This window comes from Streptomyces sp. Go-475 (assembly GCF_003330845.1).
Classification (GTDB): domain Bacteria; phylum Actinomycetota; class Actinomycetes; order Streptomycetales; family Streptomycetaceae; genus Streptomyces.
Window position 1 is genome coordinate 5,194,522 of record NZ_CP026121.1, and the last position, 23,029, is coordinate 5,217,550.

18 protein-coding genes are annotated in these 23,029 nt (G+C 72.1%); 12 read left to right on the plus strand and 6 right to left on the minus strand.

Annotated features, from left to right (window positions below; translation table 11 throughout):
• Positions 1-103: 103 nt before the first annotated feature.
• The 4 genes from C1703_RS24120 to groL all read left to right on the plus strand — a co-directional run bounded on the left by C1703_RS24120 (position 104) and on the right by groL (position 3,961).
• Positions 104-982, plus strand: coding sequence for a polysaccharide deacetylase family protein (locus C1703_RS24120; RefSeq protein ID WP_232840572.1), 879 nt, complete (start codon positions 104-106; stop codon positions 980-982).
• Entirely contained in the window at positions 979-1,695 is a 717-nt protein-coding gene (locus C1703_RS24125; RefSeq protein WP_114254816.1) for a polysaccharide deacetylase family protein, read from the plus strand. Before C1703_RS24120 ends, C1703_RS24125 begins: the two co-directional genes overlap by 4 nt.
• A gap of 212 nt (positions 1,696-1,907) precedes the next feature.
• Positions 1,908-2,216, plus strand: coding sequence for a co-chaperone GroES (gene groES, locus C1703_RS24130; RefSeq protein WP_031119986.1), 309 nt, complete (start codon positions 1,908-1,910; stop codon positions 2,214-2,216).
• 116 nt (positions 2,217-2,332) lie between these two features.
• Positions 2,333-3,961 carry a chaperonin GroEL gene (gene groL / locus C1703_RS24135; RefSeq protein WP_114254817.1) on the plus strand — a complete coding sequence of 543 codons (1,629 nt, stop codon included), beginning with the start codon at positions 2,333-2,335 and terminating at the stop codon, positions 3,959-3,961.
• Positions 3,962-4,033: 72 nt separating this feature from the next.
• On the opposite strand, the gene C1703_RS24140 is transcribed toward groL, so the two are convergent.
• Entirely contained in the window at positions 4,034-4,741 is a 708-nt protein-coding gene (locus C1703_RS24140; RefSeq protein WP_114254818.1) for an ester cyclase, read from the minus strand.
• Positions 4,742-4,835: 94 nt separating this feature from the next.
• Between C1703_RS24140 and C1703_RS40175 the strand changes: the two genes are divergently transcribed.
• On the plus strand, positions 4,836-8,387 hold the full coding sequence (locus C1703_RS40175; protein ID WP_114254819.1) for a tetratricopeptide repeat protein: 3,552 nt from the start codon (positions 4,836-4,838) through the stop codon (positions 8,385-8,387).
• Here C1703_RS40175 and C1703_RS24150 read toward each other — a convergent pair.
• Both C1703_RS24150 and C1703_RS24155 read right to left on the minus strand, forming a co-directional pair.
• Positions 8,356-9,129, minus strand: coding sequence for an SDR family oxidoreductase (locus tag C1703_RS24150; RefSeq protein WP_114254820.1), 774 nt, complete (start codon positions 9,127-9,129; stop codon positions 8,356-8,358). The two genes, C1703_RS40175 and C1703_RS24150, sit on opposite strands and share 32 nt — an antisense overlap.
• Before the next feature lie 94 nt (positions 9,130-9,223).
• A complete protein-coding gene (locus C1703_RS24155; RefSeq protein ID WP_114254821.1) occupies positions 9,224-9,892 on the minus strand; it encodes an MOSC domain-containing protein in 669 nt (222 codons plus the stop codon).
• A 91-nt stretch (positions 9,893-9,983) separates the two neighbouring features.
• Between C1703_RS24155 and C1703_RS24160 the strand changes: the two genes are divergently transcribed.
• On the plus strand, positions 9,984-10,880 hold the full coding sequence (locus tag C1703_RS24160) for a LysR family transcriptional regulator (RefSeq protein ID WP_114254822.1): 897 nt from the start codon (positions 9,984-9,986) through the stop codon (positions 10,878-10,880).
• A gap of 73 nt (positions 10,881-10,953) precedes the next feature.
• Here C1703_RS24160 and C1703_RS24165 read toward each other — a convergent pair whose 3' ends face one another.
• Complete coding sequence (locus C1703_RS24165; protein ID WP_031119978.1) at positions 10,954-11,283, minus strand: WhiB family transcriptional regulator; 330 nt, start codon at positions 11,281-11,283, stop codon at positions 10,954-10,956.
• 380 nt (positions 11,284-11,663) lie between these two features.
• On the opposite strand from C1703_RS24165, the gene C1703_RS24170 reads away from it, so the two are divergent.
• From C1703_RS24170 to C1703_RS24185, 4 genes are all read left to right on the plus strand, one after another.
• Positions 11,664-12,275 carry a response regulator transcription factor gene (locus C1703_RS24170; protein ID WP_003948568.1) on the plus strand — a complete coding sequence of 204 codons (612 nt, stop codon included), beginning with the start codon at positions 11,664-11,666 and terminating at the stop codon, positions 12,273-12,275.
• Positions 12,276-12,762: 487 nt separating this feature from the next.
• Positions 12,763-13,350 carry a sigma-70 family RNA polymerase sigma factor gene (locus C1703_RS24175; protein WP_086561543.1) on the plus strand — a complete coding sequence of 196 codons (588 nt, stop codon included), beginning with the start codon at positions 12,763-12,765 and terminating at the stop codon, positions 13,348-13,350.
• Positions 13,351-13,499: 149 nt separating this feature from the next.
• Positions 13,500-15,002 carry an IMP dehydrogenase gene (gene guaB / locus C1703_RS24180; protein WP_114254823.1) on the plus strand — a complete coding sequence of 501 codons (1,503 nt, stop codon included), beginning with the start codon at positions 13,500-13,502 and terminating at the stop codon, positions 15,000-15,002.
• Between the two features lie 117 nt (positions 15,003-15,119).
• Positions 15,120-16,244, plus strand: coding sequence for a GuaB3 family IMP dehydrogenase-related protein (locus C1703_RS24185; protein WP_114254824.1), 1,125 nt, complete (start codon positions 15,120-15,122; stop codon positions 16,242-16,244).
• A gap of 134 nt (positions 16,245-16,378) precedes the next feature.
• Here the strand turns inward: C1703_RS24185 and C1703_RS24190 are convergent, their stop codons facing one another.
• On the minus strand, positions 16,379-17,587 hold the full coding sequence (locus C1703_RS24190; RefSeq protein ID WP_114254825.1) for a nucleotide sugar dehydrogenase: 1,209 nt from the start codon (positions 17,585-17,587) through the stop codon (positions 16,379-16,381).
• A 271-nt stretch (positions 17,588-17,858) separates the two neighbouring features.
• On the opposite strand from C1703_RS24190, the gene C1703_RS24195 reads away from it, so the two are divergent.
• Positions 17,859-19,565 (plus strand): glycerol-3-phosphate dehydrogenase/oxidase, encoded by a 1,707-nt coding sequence (locus C1703_RS24195; RefSeq protein ID WP_114254826.1) that lies wholly within the window; start codon positions 17,859-17,861, stop codon positions 19,563-19,565.
• A 78-nt stretch (positions 19,566-19,643) separates the two neighbouring features.
• On the opposite strand, the gene C1703_RS24200 is transcribed toward C1703_RS24195, so the two are convergent.
• Positions 19,644-20,687 carry a serine hydrolase domain-containing protein gene (locus C1703_RS24200; protein WP_114254827.1) on the minus strand — a complete coding sequence of 348 codons (1,044 nt, stop codon included), beginning with the start codon at positions 20,685-20,687 and terminating at the stop codon, positions 19,644-19,646.
• A 170-nt stretch (positions 20,688-20,857) separates the two neighbouring features.
• On the opposite strand from C1703_RS24200, the gene C1703_RS24205 reads away from it, so the two are divergent.
• Positions 20,858-22,960: a serine/threonine-protein kinase gene (locus tag C1703_RS24205; RefSeq protein ID WP_114254828.1), complete on the plus strand. Its 2,103-nt coding sequence runs from the start codon at positions 20,858-20,860 to the stop codon at positions 22,958-22,960.
• Positions 22,961-23,029 lie beyond the last annotated feature (69 nt).

Below are 23,029 nucleotides of genomic sequence, written 5' to 3' on the forward strand. Positions count from 1 at the left end.
GCCGCCGGCCGCGGTGTCGGGGCGGGTTCGCGGGGCCCGGCTGCGAGGATCCGGCACCATGCGAGCAGTCGTACGAAATGACAAAAGCCGGGCATCTGGCCGTGTGCGGGTCGGCCTCGCCCTGCTCGCCCTCGCCGCCCTCGCCCCGGGCTGCGCGCAGGGCGGCAGCGACCAGGTCACCCCGGCCGGCGGGCAGCAGCCCCTCGACGCGCCCCCGGCCCGCGCGCTCGACTCGTACGCCTCCAAGCTGGGCGCCGCGCACGCCGCCCGGGTCGCCGCCGCGCACCGCTGGGGGCTGAAGGACATCCCGCCGGCCGCCCCGCCGGCCCCCGAGGCCAAGCCAAAGATCAGGACCCGCGAGGGCTTCGAGGTGCCGGGCCACCGGGAGTCGGACCTCCCGCCCGTCTTCACCAGGATCCCCACCCGGGACAAGGTCGTCTTCCTCACCATCGACGACGGCGCCGAGAAGGACCGGGCGTTCCTGCGGATGATGAGCGACCTGGACGTCCCCTACAGCGCGTTCCTCAGCGGCTACCTCGTGAAGGACAACCCCCGCTACTTCCGGAAGATGCAGGCCAGGGGCGTGGTGCTGAACAACCACACCCTCCACCACCCCTATCTGCCGGGCCTGTCCTACCGGGCGCAGAAGCGCGAGATCTGCGGCATGCAGCGCTACATGGAGAAGCGGTTCGGCAAGCGCCCGCGCCTCTTCCGCCCGCCCTACGGCAGCTACAACCGGGCGACCCTGCGCGCCGCCAAGGCCTGCGGCATCGCGTACGTCCCGCTCTGGAACGAGGAGGTCTTCGCCGACCGCTGGGAGTACCGCGAGGCGGACCGGGAGCTGCGGCCCGGCGACATCGTCCTCACCCACTTCCGGGGCCCCGGCCAGTGGAAGGGCACGATGCCGGACATGGTCCGCCGCTTCCTGAACAAGGTCACGGCCGAGGGGTACGCGGTGGGGCGGCTGGAGGACTACCTGTGAGGCGGCGACCGGCCGCCGCCGCGCTGTGCGCGGGCGTCGTCCTGCTGGCCGGCTGCGCCGGCGCGGCGGACGGGCGCCCGGACACGGCCGACGGCCGGGCCCAGGACCCGGTCCCCGCGGCGAGCCGCCCCCTCCCGCCCGTCGTCGACCACGTCCCCACCCGCGACCCGGTCGTCTTCCTCACCTACGACGACGGCGCCGAACGCGACCCCCGCTTCGTCGGCCTCGTCCGCGAACGGCGGCTCCCGGTCAGCATGTTCCTCACCGACAGCGTCGTGGGGCCCGGCTACGGCCACTTCGCCCGGCTGCGCGCGGTCGGCGCGTCCATCCAGAACCACACCCTGGACCACCCCGCCCTGCGCGGCCTGCCCTACGCCGGCCAGCGCGCCGAGATCTGCGGCCAGCAGCACAAGCTCCGCTCCCGCTTCGGCATCCGCCCCCGCCTCTTCCGCCCGCCCTACGGCACCTACGACACGACGACCCTGCGCGCCGCGGCCGACTGCGGCATCACGGCGGTCGTGCTCTGGCGAGCCTCCCTGGGCGCCGACGGCGCTCTGACCTACCGGCGCGGCGGGCCCGGTCTGCGCCCCGGCGACATCGTCTCCGTCCCCTCGGGCGACGCGTCCGCGACCCTGACGGAACGGACGGTGCGACTGCTGCGGCAGATCGAGGGGAAGGGGCTGCGGGTGGGGCGGCTGGAGGACTACCTGTAGGAGCCACTCGACGAGGCCGCCTGGCCGACGCGCCGCTCGCAATTAGCAGTCCGCTTGACCGAGTGCTAATCACGGTCATAGTCTCGGCTCTGGCACTCGACGAAGGAGAGTGCCAACACAGCGACGGGCAGGTCCGGCACCCGCGACGACGGATCCACCTGGTCGCCACCTCAGACAGTTAACCCCGTGAGATCTCCGAAGGGGGAGGTCGGATCGTGACGACCGCCAGCAAGGTTGCCATCAAGCCGCTCGAGGACCGCATCGTGGTCCAGCCGCTGGACGCCGAGCAGACCACGGCCTCGGGCCTGGTCATTCCGGACACCGCCAAGGAGAAGCCCCAGGAGGGCGTCGTCCTGGCCGTGGGCCCGGGCCGCATCGAGGACGGCAAGCGCGTCGAGCTCGACGTCAAGGTCGGTGACGTCGTGCTCTACAGCAAGTACGGCGGCACCGAGGTGAAGTACAACAACGAGGAGTACCTCGTCCTCTCGGCCCGCGACGTCCTCGCGATCGTCGAGAAGTAATTCACCCGAAGCACATTGCTTTGAGCTGCGCCCCTGGCCCCCCGCGACACATAAGAAGCCGGGCGCCCGGGGCGCAGTGCCTTTAACCCAGATTCCGGAAGAGGGCTCACGCTCCCATGGCGAAGATCCTGAAGTTCGACGAGGACGCCCGTCGCGCCCTCGAGCGCGGCGTCAACAAGCTTGCCGACACGGTCAAGGTGACGATCGGCCCCAAGGGCCGCAACGTCGTCATCGACAAGAAGTTCGGCGCCCCCACCATCACCAACGACGGTGTGACCATCGCCCGCGAGGTCGAGGTCGAGGACCCGTACGAGAACCTCGGTGCCCAGCTGGTCAAGGAGGTGGCGACCAAGACCAACGACATCGCGGGTGACGGTACGACCACCGCGACCGTGCTCGCCCAGGCGCTCGTGCGCGAGGGCCTGAAGAACGTCGCCGCCGGCGCTTCCCCGGCCGCCCTGAAGAAGGGCATCGACGCCGCCGTCGCCGCGGTCTCCGAGGACCTGCTCGCCTCGGCCCGCCCGATCGACGAGAAGTCCGACATCGCCGCCGTCGCCGCGCTGTCCGCCCAGGACCAGCAGGTCGGCGAGCTCATCGCCGAGGCGATGGACAAGGTCGGCAAGGACGGCGTCATCACCGTCGAGGAGTCCAACACCTTCGGCCTGGAGCTGGACTTCACCGAGGGCATGGCCTTCGACAAGGGCTACCTGTCGCCGTACTTCGTGACGGACCAGGAGCGCATGGAAGCCGTCCTGGACGACCCCTACATCCTCATCACGCAGGGCAAGATCTCCGCCATCGCGGACCTCCTGCCGCTGCTGGAGAAGGTCATCCAGTCCAACTCCTCCAAGCCGCTGCTGATCATCGCCGAGGACGTCGAGGGCGAGGCTCTGTCGACCCTGGTCGTGAACAAGATCCGCGGCACCTTCAACGCCGTCGCGGTGAAGGCCCCCGGCTTCGGCGACCGCCGCAAGGCGATGCTGCAGGACATGGCCGTCCTCACGGGCGCCACGGTCGTCTCCGAGGAGGTCGGCCTCAAGCTCGACCAGGTCGGCCTGGACGTCCTCGGCTCCGCCCGCCGCGTCACCGTCACCAAGGACGACACCACGATCGTCGACGGCGCCGGCAAGAAGGACGACGTGCAGGGCCGCGTCGCCCAGATCAAGGCCGAGATCGAGACCACGGACTCCGACTGGGACCGCGAGAAGCTCCAGGAGCGCCTCGCGAAGCTGGCCGGCGGCGTGTGCGTCATCCGCGTGGGTGCCGCCACCGAGGTCGAGCTCAAGGAGCGCAAGCACCGTCTGGAGGACGCCATCTCCGCGACCCGCGCCGCGGTCGAGGAGGGCATCGTCTCCGGTGGTGGCTCCGCCCTGGTCCACGCCGTCAAGGTCCTCGAGGGCAACCTCGACAAGACCGGCGACGAGGCCACCGGTGTCTCCGTGGTCCGCAAGGCCGCCGTCGAGCCGCTGCGCTGGATCGCCGAGAACGCCGGCCTGGAGGGCTACGTCATCGTCTCCAAGGTCGCCGAGCTCGACAAGGGCAACGGCTACAACGCCGCCACCGGCGAGTACGGCGACCTGATCAAGGCCGGCGTCATCGACCCGGTCAAGGTCACCCGCTCCGCCCTGGAGAACGCCGCCTCCATCGCCTCCCTCCTCCTCACGACCGAGACCCTGGTCGTCGAGAAGAAGGAAGAGGAGGAGCCGGCCGCCGCCGGTGGCCACGGCCACGGCCACGCCCACTGAGGCACCCACCTCTGACGGAAGCCCCCGTACCGCCGAGCGCGGAACGGGGGCTTCCCTCGTGCCCGGGCAGGGTCACAGTTCCAGCGGGTCCAGCGCGCCGAGCTGCTGCATCAGCCCCAGCCGGTCGTACTGCCACCAGCCCTCGGCGATCTTCCCGTCGGGGGTGCAGCGGTGGATCGTCGTCCCGGTCATGGTGACGTCCTTCCCGGTCGGCGGGATCCCGAGGAACTCGCCCTTGTGGTGCCCCCGCCAGGTCCACCGGGTGCACACCCGGTCACCCTGCGCCAGCTGGTCCTCCACCGTGAACGAGAAGTCGAACCCGCCCCGCCAGACCTCCACCTCGCGCCGCACCGCGTCCAGCCCGATGACGTCCTGCGCATTGGCGGGGTCGTGGTCGTGGTAGCCCTCGACGAACACGTCGTTGAGGGGCGGCGCGTCACCCTGGCCGGGCGCCAGCTCGAAGAACCGGCGCGCCGTGGCCGCGTTGAGCTGCTCGTCCCGCACCACGTCCAGGTCCGTGAAGGTGGGCTCCTCGTCGCAGAGCGCCACCATCTCCTGGAAGATCCGGTCGGTCTCCGGAAGCCCGGAGTTCCGCATCGCGTCCTCGTACGACGGGAACTCCACGATCTCCACGATGTGCGAGGCGTCGGCCCGGTCCTTCGCCACCACACTGTGCGTCGCGGTCCGCTTCCCCTTGGTCTGCTCGACCCACCGGTCCATCAGCCGGTTCATCTCGTCGAGCCGACTGGTCCTGCATTCGATGAGCTGTACGAAGGTCATGGCCTCGCCTCCGGCCCCCCTGGGTCCGGCTGAACAGCACCATTGTCCCAACGAGGACCGCTCGTCGCCTCCTGGCCTTTGGCATCATGACCGCATGCTGTGGGGGAAGCGGTGGGAACGGTCGGTGGCCGCGGGGCGGGACGTCTGGCTGGCCGTCACCGGCGACCACAACCGCCTCTTCTTCACCCGGCAGGTGCGCTCGGCGTACTGGGAGCAGGTCCGCAGGATCGCCCCCGCCGAACTGCTCGGCCGCGAGCGGGAACTCGCCGAGCTGACGGCCTTCTGCACCGCCGACTCCGGCCCGGCGTACGCCTGGTGGCGCGCGGAGGCGTGGGCGGGCAAGACGGCGCTGCTGTCGTGGTTCGCGCTGAACCCGCCCCCGGGCGTCAGGATCGTGCCCTTCTTCGTCACCGCCCGCCTGGGCGCCCAGAACGACGTCGCGGCGTACGTCGACGTCGTACTGGAACAGCTCGCCGAACTGGCCGGCGAAGATCTGCCGGCCCTGCTGACCAAGGCGACCCGCGAAGCCCACCTGCTGCACCTGTACAGGGCCGCCGCCCGCGCCCGCGCCGAACGCGGCGAGCGCCTGGTCCTGCTGCTCGACAGCCTGGACGAGGACCGCGGTGTCACCACCGGCCCCGAAGCCCACAGCATCGCCGGCCTGCTGCCCGCCCTCCCGGAATCCGGCCTGCGCGTCCTGGTGGCGGGCCGGCGGAACCCGGTCCTGCCGGTCGACGTACCCGACGACCACCCCCTGCGCGACCCCGCGATCCTCCGCACGCTCGCCCCCTCCCCGTACGCCCGGACGATCCGCGCCGAGGCGGAACGCGAGCTGAAGCGCCTGATCGAGGCCGGCGGCCTGGAGTACGACCTGCTGGCACTGGTGACAGCGGCGAACGGCGGCCTGACGGCCGAGGACCTGTCCGCGCTGACCGGGGCGGTCCCGTACCGGGTGCGGGACGTGCTGCGCACCCGGGCGGGGCGGACGTTCGACGTCCGGCTGAACGTCTACCTCCTCGCTCACGAGGAGCTGCAGCGCCGGGCGCTGGACATGCTCGGCACCGCCGAACTCGACCGCCACCGGGCGCGGTTGCACGCCTGGGCGGACACCTGGCGGGACCGGGGATGGCCGGACGGAACGCCGCACTACCTGCTGTCGGGCTACTTCGGGCTCCTGCGCGAGGCACGGGACCTGCGGCGGGCGGTCGACTGCGCCGTGGACGCGGTACGCCACGACCGGATGCTCGACGTCACCGGCGGCGACGCGGCGGCCCTCGCCGAGATCCGCAACGCCGAGGAGATGGCGGCCGAGGCGGGCGTACCCCACCTGACGGACCTGGTCCGGCTCTCGCTGAGACGGGAGGAACTGGAGCGCCGCAACGACTCCGTCACCCGCACCTTCCCCTGGGCCTGGGCCACCCTCGGCCGGGTGCGGCGCGCGGAGGCGCTCGCGCGCAGCATCCCGGGCCTCGACTGGAGGGCCATGGCGCTGGCCGACGTCGCGGCGGTGGTGCTGGACGCCGGTGACCGTGCCGAGGCCCTGCGGCTGCTGGAGGAGGCGGAGCAGGCGGCCGAGCGGTACCGGTTCGACGTCGACGACTTCGACGAGGAGCGGGACCTCGTCCTCGCGGAGGTGAGCCGCGGCTGGGCGAAGGCCGGACTCTTCGATCGTGCCGAGCACCTCCTCACCTCGATCGCCGGCATCGACATCCGCGAGGACCTGCTGCTCGACCTCGTCCGCTCCCTGGTCGCCGCGGGGGCCTTCGACCGGGCCGAGGACCTGTGCCGCCGGCAGGAGGACGAGCATGTACGCGGCCTCGGACTCGCGGCCGCGGCAGCGGCTCTGACGGAGACGGGTCACCTCGACCGGGCGGAGGCACTCGCCCGATCCGAGGACCACGCCGTACGGCCCCTGGTGCTGGCGCGGATCGCCGGAGTGCTGCGACGGACCGGACGGGAACGCGAGGCGGAGGCTCTCCTCACGGCGGTGGAGGCCGCGGTGACCTCGCCTGATCTGCTCACCGAGGTCGTCGAGGCGCTCGCGGACGCCGGCGCGTACGACCGGGCGGAGACCGCCGCCCTGCTGCACGACACCGCCGCCGAGCGCGGATGGGCGTTGCGAGGGGTCGTACGGGCCCTGGCCGCAACGGGTGACGGCGCTCGCGCGGGGGCACTGGCCGAGCGGATCGAGCACCCGCCCGCGCGCTCGGGCGCGGTGCCGGCGATCGTGGAGGGGCTGGCGGAGGCGGGGGCCCACGAGGAGGCCGAGAGGCTGGCCCGCGACCTCACCGACGAGGAGGCCCGGGACACGGCCGTGCGCGCCGTCGTCGACGCGCTGATCCGGGCGGGGGAGACGGACCGCGCGGAGCGGCTGGCCGGGGAGGACACGGCCACGGAGCCCGGCGAGGTCGCGCTCTGCAGCGTGATCGAAGGGCGGGCCCGAGCGGGTGAGCTGGACCGGGCCTTCGCCATGGCGAGGTCGCTCGGCTCGAGAGAGGGCCACGAAGCGCTCGTACGCGGCGCCGTGGCGTCGAGCCGTGCGGCCGACGAGGTGGCCGAGACGGTCGCTCGGGCGGAGGCCGGGATCCGGCGTTGCGGGCGGGGCGGGAGCCTCCACCCGGCCGATACCGCGATCATGCTCGCCGAGGCGGGATTCGACGGGGCCGCACGGACCGTGCTGGACCAGGTGGGCGTGCCCGCTCCGGGAGACCCCGATGGGATCAGCCTCCATGAGCAGATGTGGGCGGCACAGATCGCCCGGGCGCTGGCGTACGCCGGTCGATTCGACGCCGCCGAGGAACTGGTCCGTGGACTGGGCAACCGTCCCGGCGGTGCCTTCGCGCTCACACCCCTGATCAAGCGGCTGTGCGCGGCGGGGGAGTTCGACCGGGCCCTCGCCTTCGCGGCCGGCCTGACCGACCGCATGCGCGATCACGCGCGCGGCGAGATCGCCATCGCGCTGGCCGACGCCGGTGCGACGGCACGAGCCGCATCACTCGCCCGCGAGGTGACGGCAGGCAGCCTCCGCGTGCGCTGCTGGGCCCGGATCGCCGTGTCGCTCGCCGCCGCGGGCGACCGGCGGGCGGCCGAGGACGCCTTGACGGAAGCTGTCTCCCATGACGCGCGGGAGCCCTGGGCGATCCCCGATCTCCTGCGCGCCTGCTTCGCGCTCGGCAGGGCCGACGAGGGGGAGCGCCTGCTGGCCCGGCTCGACGACGATGTGCCCGGCTTCCACACGGCAGTCGTCCGTGCGCTGGTGGAGGCCGGGCAGTACGAGCGCGCACGGGAGCTGTTTGGTGGCCCGGGCCGCGAGTGGCACCAGGCGGTTCTGGTGAGGGTCGTGGTGGAAGCCGGTCAGCTTGCCCGTGCCGAGGAACTGGCCCGTGCTCTCGGCACGACCGATGCTCGGCACGGGGACGCACCGTCCTCCGCTCTCGTCCGCGCATGGGTGGCGCTCGCCCCCGTCGTCGAGCCCGCCCGCGGTCGGGCGCTGGTCGCCCGGGCCCTGCGGCACGAGACCCTCCAGGAGGTGCTCCCGGCCATCGTCCGCCTGGAGCCCGAGGCCGTACCGCTGATCGTCGACCTGCTCGGCCGGTCGACGCACCACGACCGGCCTACTGCGGCCCGTACTTCCGCCCCGTCTTAGAGGAGACCGCCCCCAGCACCCCCCGCGGCACCAGCTTCGCCGCCCCCATCAGCGCCTTGTACCTCGGGTCCGGGATGGACAGCGTCTTGCCGCGGGCCAGATCGTGCAGCGCCGCCGCGACCAGCTTGTCCGCGTCGAGCCACATCCAGCCCGGGATGTTGTCCGTGCCCATGCCGGCCCGCTCGTGGAACTCCGTGCGGACGAAGCCGGGGCAGAGCGCCATCAGCCGTACGCCGCTGCCGGCCAGGTCGCGGGCCGCGCCCTGCGTGAACTGCACGACCCACGCCTTGGAAGCGCCGTAGGTGCCGCGCGGCACGAACGCGGCCACCGAGGCGACATTGACGACACCGCCGCGGCCCCGCTCCCGCATGGCCTCCGTCGCCGCCGAGGTCAGCCGGAGCACCGCCTCGCAGTGCACCTTCAGCATCCGCAGCTCGTCGGCCATGGGCACCTCGAGATAACGGCCCCTGTTGCCGAAGCCGGCGTTGTTGACCAGCAGGTCGACGGGGTTCCTGCGGTCGCCCAGGCGGTCGGCCACCGCCTCGATGCCCTTGTCCTCGGCGAGGTCGGCCGTCAGCACCTCCGCCTCGATGCCGTGCCGGTCGTGCAGCTCGGTCGCCTGTTCCCTCAGCCGCTGGGTGTCGCGGGCGACCAGCACCAGGTTGTGCCCGTCGGCCGCCAGTCGCCGCGCGAACGCGGCTCCGATGCCTGCCGTCGATCCCGTAATCAGAGCCGTTGTCATGGCAGAAGGTTAGTGACCTGGACTGTCCACGTCCGCTTCCCCGCGGGGCCGTCCGTGGTGAAGGGTCGGTGGAGACCGGCGTGGTGAGCCGTCGTCAGGCCCCGTACTTCTCCTCGTACTCCCGTGCCGTCCTCAGCAGCTCCGGGTGCAGCGCCTCGCCGGCCGCCAGCAGCCGCGGCAGCAGCGTCCGCTCCGTCGTCACCGCCCGGAACTGCAGGGCCACCGTCACGTCGTGGTCCGGCCGGTGCACGATCTCGACCGGGTCGCCCGCGCGGATCTCCCCGGGCTCGATCACCCGCAGATACGCCCCCGGCGCACCCCGCCGCGTGAACCGCTTCACCCAGCCCCTCTCGCCCAGATGGCCCTGGAACGTGCGGCACGGGATCCGCCCGGAGGTGACCTCCAGCACCACCTCGGGCCCGATGCGCCAGCGCTCGCCGATCCGCGCGCCGGACACGTCCAGGCCCGCCGTCGTGAGGTTCTCGCCGAACGCGCCGTCGGCCAGGGTCCGGCCCAGCTCGCGTTCCCACTCGTCCAGGTCCTCGCGGGCCATCGCGTACACCGCCTGGTCGTCGCCGCCGTGGTGCTCCAGCTTGCACACCGCGTCCCCGGCCAGTCCGCTGCCGCCGATGCCCTTGGGCCCGGGCGCCGAAACCCGCACGGGCCCTGCCACCGGCCGCTTGTCGATCCCGGTCACACCCTCGGGGTTGTCCGTGTACGGCACAGGCTCGGCACGGCCCAGATTCACCGACAGAAGCTTCATGCCCGCACGGTAAGGGACCGGTCCTCAAAGCGTCGACGCATTATTCGGGACATCGACAAAGGGTCACTTATCACCGACGTATCCTCGAAGGGTGATCGAAGCTCGTCACCTCCGCGTCCTGCGCGCCGTCGCGGCCACCGGTTCCTTCTCCGCCGCGGGCCGCGAGCTGGGCTGCACGCAGCCCGCCGTCAGCCAGCAGATGAAGGCCCTGGAGACGTCCGTCGGCACCCCGCTGCTGATCCGCACCGGACGCGAGATGCGCCTGACCCAGGCCGGCGAGGCCCTGGTGCGGCACGCCGCCGGGATCCTCGCCGGGCTCACCGCCGCGGAGGAGGAGGTCGCCGCCATCGCCGGGCTGCGCGCGGGCCGGGTCCGGCTCGTCTCCTTCCCCAGCGGCAGCTCCACGCTCGTCCCCACGGCCCTCGCCGCCCTGCGCGCGGCGCACCCGGGCACCCGCGTCTCCCTGGAGGAGGCCGAGCCTCCCGCGTCGGTCGGCCTGCTGCGCGAGGGCGACTGCGACGTGGCACTCGCCTTCCGCTACGAGGGGGCGGCGGGCGCCGCGGAGTGGGACGACCTCGTCGTACGGCCCCTGCTGACCGACCGGCTCGTCGCGCTCGTGCCGGAACGGCACCGGCTGGCGGGCGCGGAGTCCGTCGCCATCGGGGAACTGGCCGAGGAGTCGTGGATCGCGGGCTGCCCGCGCTGCCGGGGGCAGTTGGTCGAGGTGTGCGCGGCGGCCGGATTCACCCCGCGCATCGACTTCGCCACCGACGACTACCCGGCGGTCGTCGGCCTGGTCGGGGCCGGACTCGGCGTGGCCGTGCTGCCCCAGCTGGCCGTCGAGTCGGTGCGGCCCCGGGGAGTACGCACCGTGACGCTGGAGCCGGCGGTGCGGCGGGAGATCGTCGCGCTCACCCTGCCCGACCTCGCGCAGGTCCCGGCGGTGTCGGCGACCCTCGACCAGCTGGCGCGCGCCGCCCGCCGCTAGGGCCCTGGCGCGGACCACGCGCGTCAAAAACCAACGGCACGCGTGCGCGTGCCTGTCTCGCAGAAACGTTCCTTCAGTTGTTCGAGGCGGCGTGCCCGCCGGATGTCGACGCCGACACCAGCCGGTTGCGCGCCCGCCCCATCAGCTCTTCGCGCTCGTCCTCGGTCAGTCCGCCCCACACGCCGTACGGCTCGCGCACCGCCAGCGCGTGGGCGGCGCACTCGGCACGCACCGGGCACCTCATGCAGACCTCTTTGGCCGAGTTCTCGCGAGCACTCCGGGCCGCACCGCGCTCGCCCTCCGGATGGAAGAAGAGCGAGCTGTCCACCCCGCGACAGGCAGCCAGCAACTGCCAGTCCCACAGGTCCGCGTTCGGTCCGGGAAGGCGGGAGAAATCTGCCATTACGTGACCCCTTGTAGCCGTTCTTGGCGGATCCGGTGTCCATGACCGTACAACTACGATCTAAGGAGATGAAAATATGACTCATTGCGAATCTAGCTCCAGACACTGCCAAAGCGGAAGAAATGGGTCTGAATGGGGCATAGGTTGTGATGAAAGTTCGAGGGTCTGGAGCGCATATCTGCACCGTGTCCGTGCCCTCACGTAGAGTGCCGAAGATGGCAGCCGGCCCCGTAACTCTTTCGAGTGACCGTCGTTGAGAGTGCGAGGCGGTTGAAGGAACAAGCGCTCGGGCGGGCGTCCGAGACGGTCGACCGCACAGGTGACGATTTCGTACCAGCCTGGAGGCTCAAGGTGACGCGCATCAGCTGCGGAGGGCGGCCATGACTTCCGTCCTCGTCTGCGACGACTCCCCGCTTGCCCGAGAGGCGCTCCGCCGCGCGGTCGCGACCGTGCCCGGCGTCGAGCGCGTGACGACGGCGGCCAACGGCGAGGAAGTCCTCCGCCGCTGGGGGGCCGACCGCTCGGACCTGATTCTGATGGACGTACGCATGCCCGGCCTGGGCGGCGTCGAGACGGTCCGGCGGCTGCTGTCCGCCGACCCCGGTGCGCGCATCATCATGCTCACCGTCGCCGAGGACCTGGACGGTGTGGCGCTCGCCGTCGCCGCCGGTGCCCGCGGCTATCTGCACAAGGACGCCTCCCGCGCAGAACTGCGCGCGACGGTGACCCAGGCCCTGGCCGACCCGACCTGGCGGCTCGCGCCGCGCCGGCTGCGCTCCGCCGAGATGGGCGCCGCGCCCACGCTCACGGCGCGTGAGATCCAGGTGCTCGAAGGCATGAGCCACGGCCGTTCGAACGCGGAGATCGGCCGCGAGCTGTTCCTCTCCGAGGACACCGTCAAGACGCACGCCCGGCGCCTGTTCAAGAAGCTCGGCGCCTCGGACCGGGCCCACGCCGTGGCGCTCGGCTTCCGGTGGGGTCTGGTGCGCTAGGGCCTGTCCTTCGGATCGGGCCGGCTTCGGCGCGCGGCATCCGGCGCGGGCCGGAGAGCGGGGGCACGCGGATGCCCCCGCGCGAGCCGTACGCGCGCGTGCGGAAGCCGGCGGCCGGCGACACCGCCGGTGGGGTGCTGCCCCCGCCCGGGCGAGGTCGAGAGCCCGGGAGGGCGCGGCCGACGACCCGCGTCCCCGGGATGATCCGAACGGCAGGCCCGAGGGGCGACCGCGCAGGTCGTCGCGGTCGCGATGGGGGCACGGAAAGCCAGGTGGGCGGGGTCGGACCGGGGGTTCGCCGGGTGCCCGCTGCTCGTTTCGCCGCGGATGCCGCATCCTTGAGGGTGTGGAGTTCCTCGGGGACGAGTCGGTCGAGCGGAAGGGGAGGGCGCAGGGGATGAGTTCCGGCGCACCTGCTCATAACGCTTCGGTGCACAACAACGGGCGCGGTGCCGCGGACCCGGCGGCCGCAAGGCACCATGGACCGATGCGCGACGACGAGGCGGTCAATGCCCATGGGGCGATCGGCGCGCTCGTCCACCGCGCCGTCGACGGGGACGAGCAGGCCACGCATGATCTGCTCGCCCATGTCCACCCCCTGGCGCTGCGCTACTGCCGCACCCGTCTGTCCCGCCTCCCGGGCGACGCCCGGCACTTCGTGGAGGACCTCGCCCAGGAGGTCTGCGTGGCGGTGCTCCTCGCGCTGCCCCGCTACCGGGACACCGGGCGCCCCTTCGAGGCGTTCGTCTTCGCCATCGCCGCCCACAAGGTCGCCGACCTCCAGCGCGCGGCGATGCGCCACCCCGGCTCGACGGCCGTCCCGTCCGACGAGATGCCCGAGCGGCCGGACGACTCCCTGGGCCCGGAGGAGCGCGCCCTGCTCAGCAGCGACGCGGAATGGGCCAAGAAGCTCCTGGCCAACCTGCCCGAGAACCAGCGGGAGCTGCTGCTGCTGCGGATCGCGGTGGGACTCACGGCCGAGGAGACGGGCCAGATGTTGGGAATGTCACCCGGCGCCGTCCGGGTGGCGCAGCACAGGGCACTGAGCAGGCTGCGGGCGCTGGCCGAGCAGTAGGCCTCGGACGGCCCTTCGTTGAACAGGCGGTACGCCGCTTCCGTAGGAACATACGAAGCCCGGTGCGGGCCGGAACCGTGGAATGAGACAGTCGTCCTTCCCGTTAGCATGGACATCCGCACCGATCAAGGCCATTTGGGGAAGGTGTCATGACTGCCAACGTCGACGGAGTGCCCGGTAAATTCGCGACACTCGGGCTGACCTACGACGACGTGCTGCTGCTGCCGGGCGCATCCGAGGTGCTCCCGAACGCGGTCGACACCTCGTCCCGCATCTCCCGCAACGTCCGGGTGAACATCCCCCTGTTGTCCGCCGCCATGGACAAGGTCACCGAGTCGCGCATGGCGATCGCGATGGCCCGGCTGGGCGGCGTCGGCGTCCTGCACCGCAACCTCTCCGTGGAGGACCAGGTCAACCAGGTCGACCTGGTGAAGCGGTCCGAGTCCGGCATGGTCACCGACCCCATCACGGTGCACCCGGAGGCCACGCTCGCCGAGGCCGACGCCCTGTGCGCCAAGTTCCGCATCAGCGGCGTCCCGGTCACCGACCCGGCCGGCAAGCTGCTCGGCATCGTCACCAACCGCGACATGGCCTTCGAGACGGACCGCTCCCGTCAGGTGCGCGAGGTCATGACCCCGATGCCGCTGGTCACCGGCAAGGTCGGCATCTCCGGCGTCGAGGCCATGGAGCTGCTGCGCAAGCACAAGATCGAGAAGCTGCCGCTGGTCGACGACGCGGGCGTGCTCAAGGGCCTCATCACCGTCAAGGACTTCGTCAAGGCGGAGAAGTACCCGAACGCCGCCAAGGACGCCGAGGGCCGGCTGCTCGTCGGTGCCGCGGTCGGCGCCAGCCCCGAGGCGCTGGAGCGCGCCCAGGCCCTCGCCGAGGCCGGTGTGGACTTCCTGGTCGTCGACACCTCCCACGGCCACAACAGCAACGCCCTCAGCTGGATGTCGAAGATCAAGTCCAGCGTCTCCGTCGACGTGATCGGCGGCAACGTCGCCACGCGCGACGGCGCGCAGGCGCTCATCGACGCCGGTGTCGACGGCATCAAGGTGGGCGTCGGCCCCGGCTCCATCTGCACCACCCGAGTGGTCGCCGGCATCGGCGTCCCCCAGGTCACCGCCATCTACGAGGCGTCCCTCGCCGCCCGTCCGGCGGGCATCCCGCTGATCGGCGACGGCGGCCTGCAGTACTCCGGCGACATCGGCAAGGCGCTCGCCGCCGGCGCCGACACCGTGATGCTGGGCAGCCTGCTCGCGGGCTGCGAGGAGTCGCCGGGTGAGCTGCTCTTCATCAACGGCAAGCAGTTCAAGTCGTACCGCGGCATGGGCTCGCTCGGCGCCATGCAGTCCCGCGGCCAGGGCCGGTCGTACTCGAAGGACCGCTACTTCCAGGCGGAGGTCTCCTCCGACGACAAGCTCGTGCCCGAGGGCGTCGAGGGCCAGGTGCCCTACCGCGGCCCGCTGGCCAACGTGCTGCACCAGCTCGTCGGCGGCCTGCGCCAGACCATGGGCTATGTGGGCGCCGCCACCATCGAGGAGATGGAGTCCAAGGGTCGCTTCGTCCGCATCACCTCGGCGGGCCTCAAGGAGAGCCACCCGCACGACATCCAGATGACGGTCGAGGCGCCGAACTACAGCACCAAGTGACCCGCACGCGCGCGTGAGGCTCGGACAAGGGCGGTCCCGGACGCACCGGGGCCGCCCTTGTCGTACCCGTCGGCGATACTGGAAGACGCTGAAACGCAAAAGGGAAAGGCCACCAACGTGACTGAGATCGAGATCGGGCGCGGCAAGCGCGGCCGCCGGGCGTACGCCTTCGACGACATCGCCGTCGTCCCCAGCCGCCGTACGCGGGACCCGAAGGAGGTCTCGATCGCCTGGCAGATCGACGCCTACCGCTTCGAGCTGCCGTTCCTGGCCGCCCCCATGGACTCGGTCGTCTCCCCGGCCACCGCGATCCGCATCGGCGAGCTCGGCGGCCTCGGCGTGCTGAACCTCGAGGGCCTGTGGACGCGGTACGAGGACCCGCAGCCGCTGCTCGACGAGATCACCGAGCTGGACGCGGAGACCGCGACCCGGCGCCTCCAGGAGATCTACGCGGCTCCCATCAAGGAGGAGCTGATCGGGCAGCGCATCAAGGAGGTGCGCGACTCCGGCGTCGTCACGGCCGCCGCGCTCTCCCCGCAGCGCACGGCCCAGTTCTCCAAGGCCGTCGTGGACGCGGGCGTGGACATCTTCGTCATCCGCGGCACGACGGTCTCCGCCGAGCACGTCTCCGGTTCGCACGAGCCGTTGAACCTGAAGCAGTTCATCTACGAGCTGGACGTCCCGGTGATCGTCGGCGGCTGCGCCACGTACACCGCCGCCCTGCACCTGATGCGCACGGGCGCGGCGGGCGTCCTGGTCGGCTTCGGCGGCGGCGCCGCGCACACCACGCGCAACGTGCTGGGCATCCAGGTCCCGATGGCCACGGCCGTCGCCGACGTCGCCGCGGCCCGTCGTGACTACATGGACGAGTCGGGCGGCCGGTACGTGCACGTGATCGCGGACGGCGGTGTCGGCTGGTCCGGCGACCTGCCCAAGGCGATCGCCTGCGGCGCGGACGCCGTCATGATGGGCTCCCCGCTGGCCCGCGCGACCGACGGTCCGGGCAAGGGCCACCACTGGGGTATGGAGGCGGTGAACGAGGAGCTGCCCCGCGGCAAGAAGGTCGCCCTCGGCACGGTCGGCACGCTGGAGGAGATCCTCACGGGCCCGTCCCACACGCCCGACGGCTCGATGAACCTCTTCGGCGCCCTGCGGCGGGCCATGGCCACGACCGGCTACAGCGAGCTGAAGGAGTTCCAGCGGGTCGAGGTGACGGTGGCGGACTCGCAGCACCGCCGGTAGTCCGCCCGGCGTCCCCACGCGGAGAAGGGCCTGGTCACTCGGGGGAGTGGGCGGGCCCTTTCGCACTCTGTCTTCGGACGGTGCAGTGCCGGAAGATGTGGATCTTGGGGTTCACACACCCCGCACGCCCCCCTTCACAGCCGGTGCGCCGCCCCCGTCGGCGCCGCCCCCCGCGTGTCCAGCAGGAGCTGGGCCTTCACCGACAGGCCCTGGAGGTCGTACGTGCGGTGCTGCTGGAGGAGGATCGTCAGGTCCGCGTCGGCCGCTGCCTCGTAGAGGGAGTCCGCGCGGGGGATCGGGCGGTCGAGGATGCTCCAGGCGGGGACGTGGGGGTCGTGGTAGCTGACCGAGGCGCCCAGTTCCATCAGGCGCAGGGCGATCTCCTGCGCCGGGGTGCCCTGGAGGTCGGCGAGGTCGGGCTTGTACGTGACGCCGAGGAGCAGCACGCGCGCGCCCCGGGCCGACTTGCCGTGCTCGTTCAGGAGCGTGGCGGCGCGCTGGACGACGTAGCCCGGCATGCGGCTGTTGACCTGCTGGGCCAGTTCCACCATGCGCAGGCCGCGGCCGGCCTGGCTGATCAGGTCCTGGGGGACCGAGTGGCCGCCCACGCCCGGCCCGGGGCGGAAGGCCTGGAAGCCGAACGGCTTGGTCTCCGCGCAGCGGATGACGTCCCACAGGTCGACGCCGAGGTCGTGGCAGAGGACCGCCATCTCGTTGACCAGGGCGATGTTCACATGCCGGTAGTTGGTCTCCAGCAGTTGCACGGTCTCCGCCTCGCGGGGCCCACGCGCGCGTACCACCTTGTCGGTCAGCCGGCCGTAGAACGCGGCGGCCGACTCGGTGCACGCCGGGGTGAGGCCGCCGATGACCTTCGGGGTGGTGGCGGGCGTGACGTCGCGGTTGCCGGGGTCGACGCGGCTGGGGGAGTACGCGAGGTGGAAGTCGCGGCCCGCGCGCAGGCCGGACCCCTCTTCGAGCAGCGGACGGAGGAATTCCTCCGTCGTCCCCGGGTGCACAGGGGACTCAAGGATCACGGTGGTGTGCGGCCGCAGATGGGCGGCCAGGGTGCGGGCCGCGGCCTCCAGCCGGCTCAGGTCGAGCCCGCCGTCCGCACCCGGAGGCGTCGGCGCGCAGATGACCGCCGTGCGCACCCGGCCCAGCTCGGCCGGGGCGGTGGTCGGCCGGAAGCCCCCCGAGAGCATCCGGCGCAGTTCCGCGGGGCTGAGCGAGCCGGCCTCGGGGCCGTTCCGGTACCCCAGGGTGGGGATGCCGGCGGCGACGGCGGCCTGGGCCAGGTGCAGGCCGTACGGGCCGAGTCCGATGACGGCGAGATCTGCGGGCATGGCGTGGCCGTCCTTCCCGATAGCCGAAGTGGGACAGGTGCGCAAGCCCTGTGGACAGGACGGGCGAGCGCAATGTCAGACTAGGAGTAAATATGACCGATATGCGGGATTGGCTGGCCGAGTTTCGGTGAGTGTTCCGTGACCGTTGTCCACAGGCTGAGGGCCCGTGGTGGCTGAAGTCGGGCAACCCGGTCAGAATTTGGGCAGGGGGATACGGACGGGGCTGCGCCCGACGGGTGCGGTCGGCGCGACCGATGAGCGGGAGGCAGCGGTGAGGACAGCGACACTCGGACCGGCGCAGCGCGCCGAGTCACTCGCAGCGATGGCCGAGCGCGAGCTGGACGTGCTGGTCGTGGGCGCGGGCGTGGTCGGTGCGGGCACCGCGCTCGACGCCGTGACCAGGGGCCTGTCCACGGGTCTGGTCGAGGCGCGGGACTGGGCGTCCGGCACCTCCAGCCGGTCCAGCAAGCTCATCCACGGCGGCCTGCGCTATCTGGAGATGCTCGACTTCGCGCTGGTCAGGGAGGCCCTGAAGGAGCGCGGCCTGCTGCTGGAGCGGCTCGCCCCCCATCTGGTGAAGCCGGTGCCGTTCCTGTACCCGTTGCAGCACAAGGGCTGGGAGCGGCTGTACGCGGGGTCGGGCGTCGCCATGTACGACGCCATGTCCATGGCCCGCGGGCACGGCCGGGGTCTTCCGATGCACCGGCACCTGACGCGTAATCACGCCCTGCGGGTGGCGCCCTGCTTGAAGAAGGACGCCCTGGTCGGGGCGTTGCAGTACTACGACGCCCAGATGGACGACGCCCGCTACGTGGCGACCCTGGTGCGCACGGCGGTGGCGTACGGCGCGAAGGCCGCCAACCGCGCGCGGGTGACGGGCTTCCTGCGCGAGGGCGAGCGGGTCGTCGGCGCGAAGGTGCAGGATGTCGAGGGCGGCGGCGAGTACGAGATCCGCGCCAAGCAGGTCGTCAACGCCACCGGCGTGTGGACGGACGACACGCAGGCCATGGTCGGCGAGCGCGGCCAGTTCCACGTGCGGGCGTCCAAGGGCATCCACCTGGTCGTGCCGCGCGACCGGATCCACTCCACGACCGGGCTCATCCTGCGCACGGAGAAGTCCGTGCTGTTCGTCATCCCCTGGGGCCGGCACTGGATCGTCGGCACCACGGACACCGACTGGGACCTCGACAAGGCCCACCCGGCCGCCTCCAGCGCGGACATCGACTACCTGCTGGAGCATGTGAACTCGGTGCTCGCGGTGCCGCTCACCAGGGACGACGTCCAGGGCGTGTACGCGGGCCTGCGGCCCCTGCTCGCGGGGGAGTCGGACGCCACCAGCAAGCTGTCGCGCGAGCACACCGTCGCCCATCCGGTGCCCGGGCTCGTCGTCGTGGCGGGCGGCAAGTACACGACGTACCGGGTCATGGCCAAGGACGCGGTGGACGCGGCGGTGCACGGCCTCGACATGCGCGTCGCCGAGTGCGTCACCGAGGACGTGCCGCTGCTCGGCGCCGAGGGCTACCGGGCGCTGTGGAACGCGCGGGCCCGGATCGCCGCCCGGACCGGACTCCATGTGGTGCGCGTAGAGCACCTGCTCAACCGGTACGGGGCGATGGCCGAGGAACTGCTCGACCTCATCGCCGAGAACCCGTCGCTGGGTGAGCCGCTGCCCGCGGCCGACGACTATCTCCGCGCCGAGATCGTCTACGCGGCCTCGCACGAGGGGGCGCGGCATCTGGACGACGTGCTGACCCGGCGGACGCGCATCTCGATCGAGACCTTCGACCGCGGCACGCGCAGTGCGCGCGAAGCCGCCGAGCTGATGGCGCCGGTGCTCGGCTGGGACGAGGACCAGATCGAACGCGAGGTCCAGCACTACGAGAAGCGGGTGGAGGCCGAGCGCGAGTCGCAGCGGCAGCCGGACGACCTGACGGCGGACGCGGCGCGGCTGGGGGCGCCGGACATCGTGCCGTTGTGAGCGGCTGCGGGACGCTGCCCGCGGATATCACCCGAACGGGTGTCGGGATGCGGGAGCTTCGTTCGGGACCCGGTCGTTCTACGCGGTGCGGGGGCAGAACTCGGCCGCGAGCAACGCGGGTTCGAGGCCGGGATCTGCGATCGCGTCCGTGTTCACGCGGAAGGTGAGGACCCGCCGGCCGTCGACGCCGGCGGCGGCGCGCACATAGCTGCCGGATATGTGCCCGTTGTGCCCCCACACCGTGGTGCCGCACGGAAGCTTCTCCGGGAACAGCCCCATGCCGTACGCGCCGTGTGCGGCTCGGGTGTCGAGCATCTCGCGCAGCCAGCGCGGGGGCAGCAGCCGCCCCCCGAGCAGGGCCCCGTAGAAGGTGTCCAGATCGGCGAGCGTGCTCACCAACTCGCCCGCGGCGCCGGCCACCCGCGGATCGAGATCGGTGACGTCCGTGCCGTCGGCGGCGTAGGCGCGGCCGTGCGGAGCGGGCAGCGAGGAGCGGGATCCAGGGAAGGAGGTGCCCGTCAGACGCAGCGGAGTGATGATGCGGCGCTCGGCCTCGGTGGCGTACGAGTGGCCGGTGACCTGCTCGATGACCAGGCCGAGCAGAACGTAGTTGGTGTTCGAGTAGGAGAAGCGGCCGCGTGCGGCCGGAGGGTGGGTGAGTGCGATGCGCAGGGCCTGACGGGCGGTCACGGGCACGGTTCCGTCGGTGGCCGCGGTGAAGTCGTACAGGCCGCTGGTGTGGGTGAGCAGGGACCGCAGGGTCAGCGCGCGGCCGTCGTTGCCCGCTCCCCGGACCAGACCCGGCAGGTGCTGCTCCACGGTGTCGGACAGCGACAGCCGGTCCTCGGCGGCCAGTTGCAGCACGACCGTGGCGATGAACGTCTTGGTGATGCTGCCCGCCCGGAAGTGGTCCGACGGGGCGATTCCCCGCCCGGCGTGGGCATAGCGGATGGTGGCTCCCTCCCGGGCCAGCAGGGCCGCGGCGGGGGCTCTGCCCCGGGTCACCAGCAGCGGCAGCACGGAGTTCGTGGGAGGTGTCGAGAGAGCCGAGGAGTCGGCCGGGGGCAGACCGAGGAGGGCTACGGACACAGGCAGGGCCAGCAGCGTCCGAAACGGCGGCATGAGGCTCCTCCCTGATCGGGGCCCATCATGCAAGGCGGCGCGCGGGAGGCCGCACCCGGGTTCGGGGCGGGCGGGCCGGCCGGCGTCCGCCAGGGGCCCCCTGGGCGCTGGGCACTTGTCGGGTGAGAGACAATGGAGGCTCTGTCAGGGCGGGTTGTATGAGGGGACGCATGTCGGAGGCGGAGCGGGCGGGCACATCTCGTCAGGACACTCGTCAGGACAACAGGGAGCGTCTCCTCGCGGGGCGTTACCGGCTGGGCAAGGTGCTCGGCCGCGGCGGCATGGGCACGGTCTGGCGGGCCGAGGACGAGACGCTGGGGCGGACGGTCGCCGTCAAGGAGTTGCGGTTCCCGGGCAACATCGACGAGGACGAGAAGCGGCGGCTGATCACGCGGACGCTGCGCGAGGCCAAGGCGATCGCGCGGATCCGCAACAACAGCGCGGTGACCGTCTTCGACGTGGTCCAGGAGGACGACCGGCCCTGGATCGTGATGGAGCTGGTCGAGGGCAAGTCGCTGGCCGAGGTCATCCGGGAGGACGGCCTCCTCGACCCGAAGCGCGCCGCGGAGGTCGGGCTCGCCGTCCTGGACGTGCTGCGGTCCGCGCACCGCGAGGGCATCCTGCACCGTGACGTGAAGCCGTCGAACGTGCTGATCGCCGAGGACGGCCGGGTCGTGCTCACCGACTTCGGTATCGCCCAGGTCGAGGGCGATCCGTCCATCACCTCGACCGGCATGCTCGTCGGCGCGCCCTCCTACATCTCCCCGGAGCGGGCGCGCGGGCACAAGCCCGGCCCGGCGGCCGACCTGTGGTCGCTCGGCGGTCTGCTGTACGCGGCGGTGGAGGGCACACCGCCGTACGACAAGGGGTCGGCCATAGCGACCCTCACGGCCGTGATGACCGAGCCGCTGGAGGAGCCGAAGAACGCGGGCCCGCTGAAGGACGTCATCCACGGGCTGCTCACCAAGGACCCGGCCAAGCGGCTCGACGACGCGGGCGCCCGGGCGTTGCTGAACGCGGTCATCCACGCGCCCGTGCCGTCCGAGGCCGAGCCGCTGGACGCGACGAAGGTCGTGCCGCTGCCGGCGCAGCCGGGCGGGCCGTCGGGCAAGAAGGGCTCGGCGGGCTCGGCGGGTTCCGCGGGCAAGCGGGGCGAGGAGGCCGGGGAGCGGTTGCGCGGGGCGCTGCGTTCCGTGCGCAAGGCCGCGGCGGGATCGGCCGCCGCCGCCACCACCGAGTCCGAGGCCGGCTCGCGCTCCTCCGGATCAGGCCCCTCCGGTTCAGGCTCCTCCGGTTCGGGTTCTTCCGGCCCGGGCGCTTCCCGCCCGGACGGCAGGGCGGCGCGGAGCGGGGGCGCGGGGGCGTCCGGGGCGCAGTCGGGTGGTACGGCGGCCTCGGGTGCGGCGGCCGGGGCCGGCGAGCGGGGTACGCAGGGGGCGAAGACGCCGTCCGGGGGCCAGAGTTCGGGGTGGCCCGTGATGCCGCGGCCGGACCTGCCGCCGCGGCCCGTGCCCAGGGCGCCGCTCACCGACGTGGTGCCGCGGCGGACCCTGATGATCATCGCGGTGGTCGTGGTGCTCGCCGTGATCGGCACCGTCCTGGCCATAGCGCTCAGCGGGGACGACGACGGCTCGAAGGGAGCGGCCGGCGGGAGCGGCGACAAGACCGTCGCCACCGCGTCCGGCAGCGCCGACACCAAGGGCGACGAGAAGGACGGCACGCGTACGGACGGTGCGGCGACCCAGCCCGCGCCCTCCGGGACTGCCTCGGACGGCACGCCGAGCGGCTCCTCCGGTGCCGGCGCCGGGGCGGGTTCCGGCGGCTCCGGTGGCGGGGGCACCTCGGAGGTGTCGACCCACCAGGGGAAGCAGGGGTACTCGATCGGCCTGCCGAAGGGGTGGAAGTACGGCTCCACGGGTGCGGCCGGAGACCGGTTCACCGGCCCCGACGGGCAGAAGCTGCTCATCGCCTGGACGTCCACGCCCAAGGGCGACCCGGTGGCGGACTGGAAGAACCAGGAGCGCTACATGCAGCGCGCCCAGTACAAGAGGATCCGAATAGAGCAGGTGGACTACCGCGGCTGGAACACGGCCGACTGGGAGTTCACCTACGTCGAGAGCGGCACCAAGTACCGGACCATCGACCGTGGGTTCGTCGTCGACGACCGGCAGGGGTACGCGCTGATGTACACGGCGAAGGCCGCCGACTGGGAGGGCGAGCTGCGCGAGGGGACGTGGCGGACGCTCACCAAGACCTTCGAACCCAAGTCCTGAGCATGGGCCGCCCCGGGTTTGGGGAGTGAGATCTGGCATCCCCACGATGCGGGTTGCCTGCGGCACGTA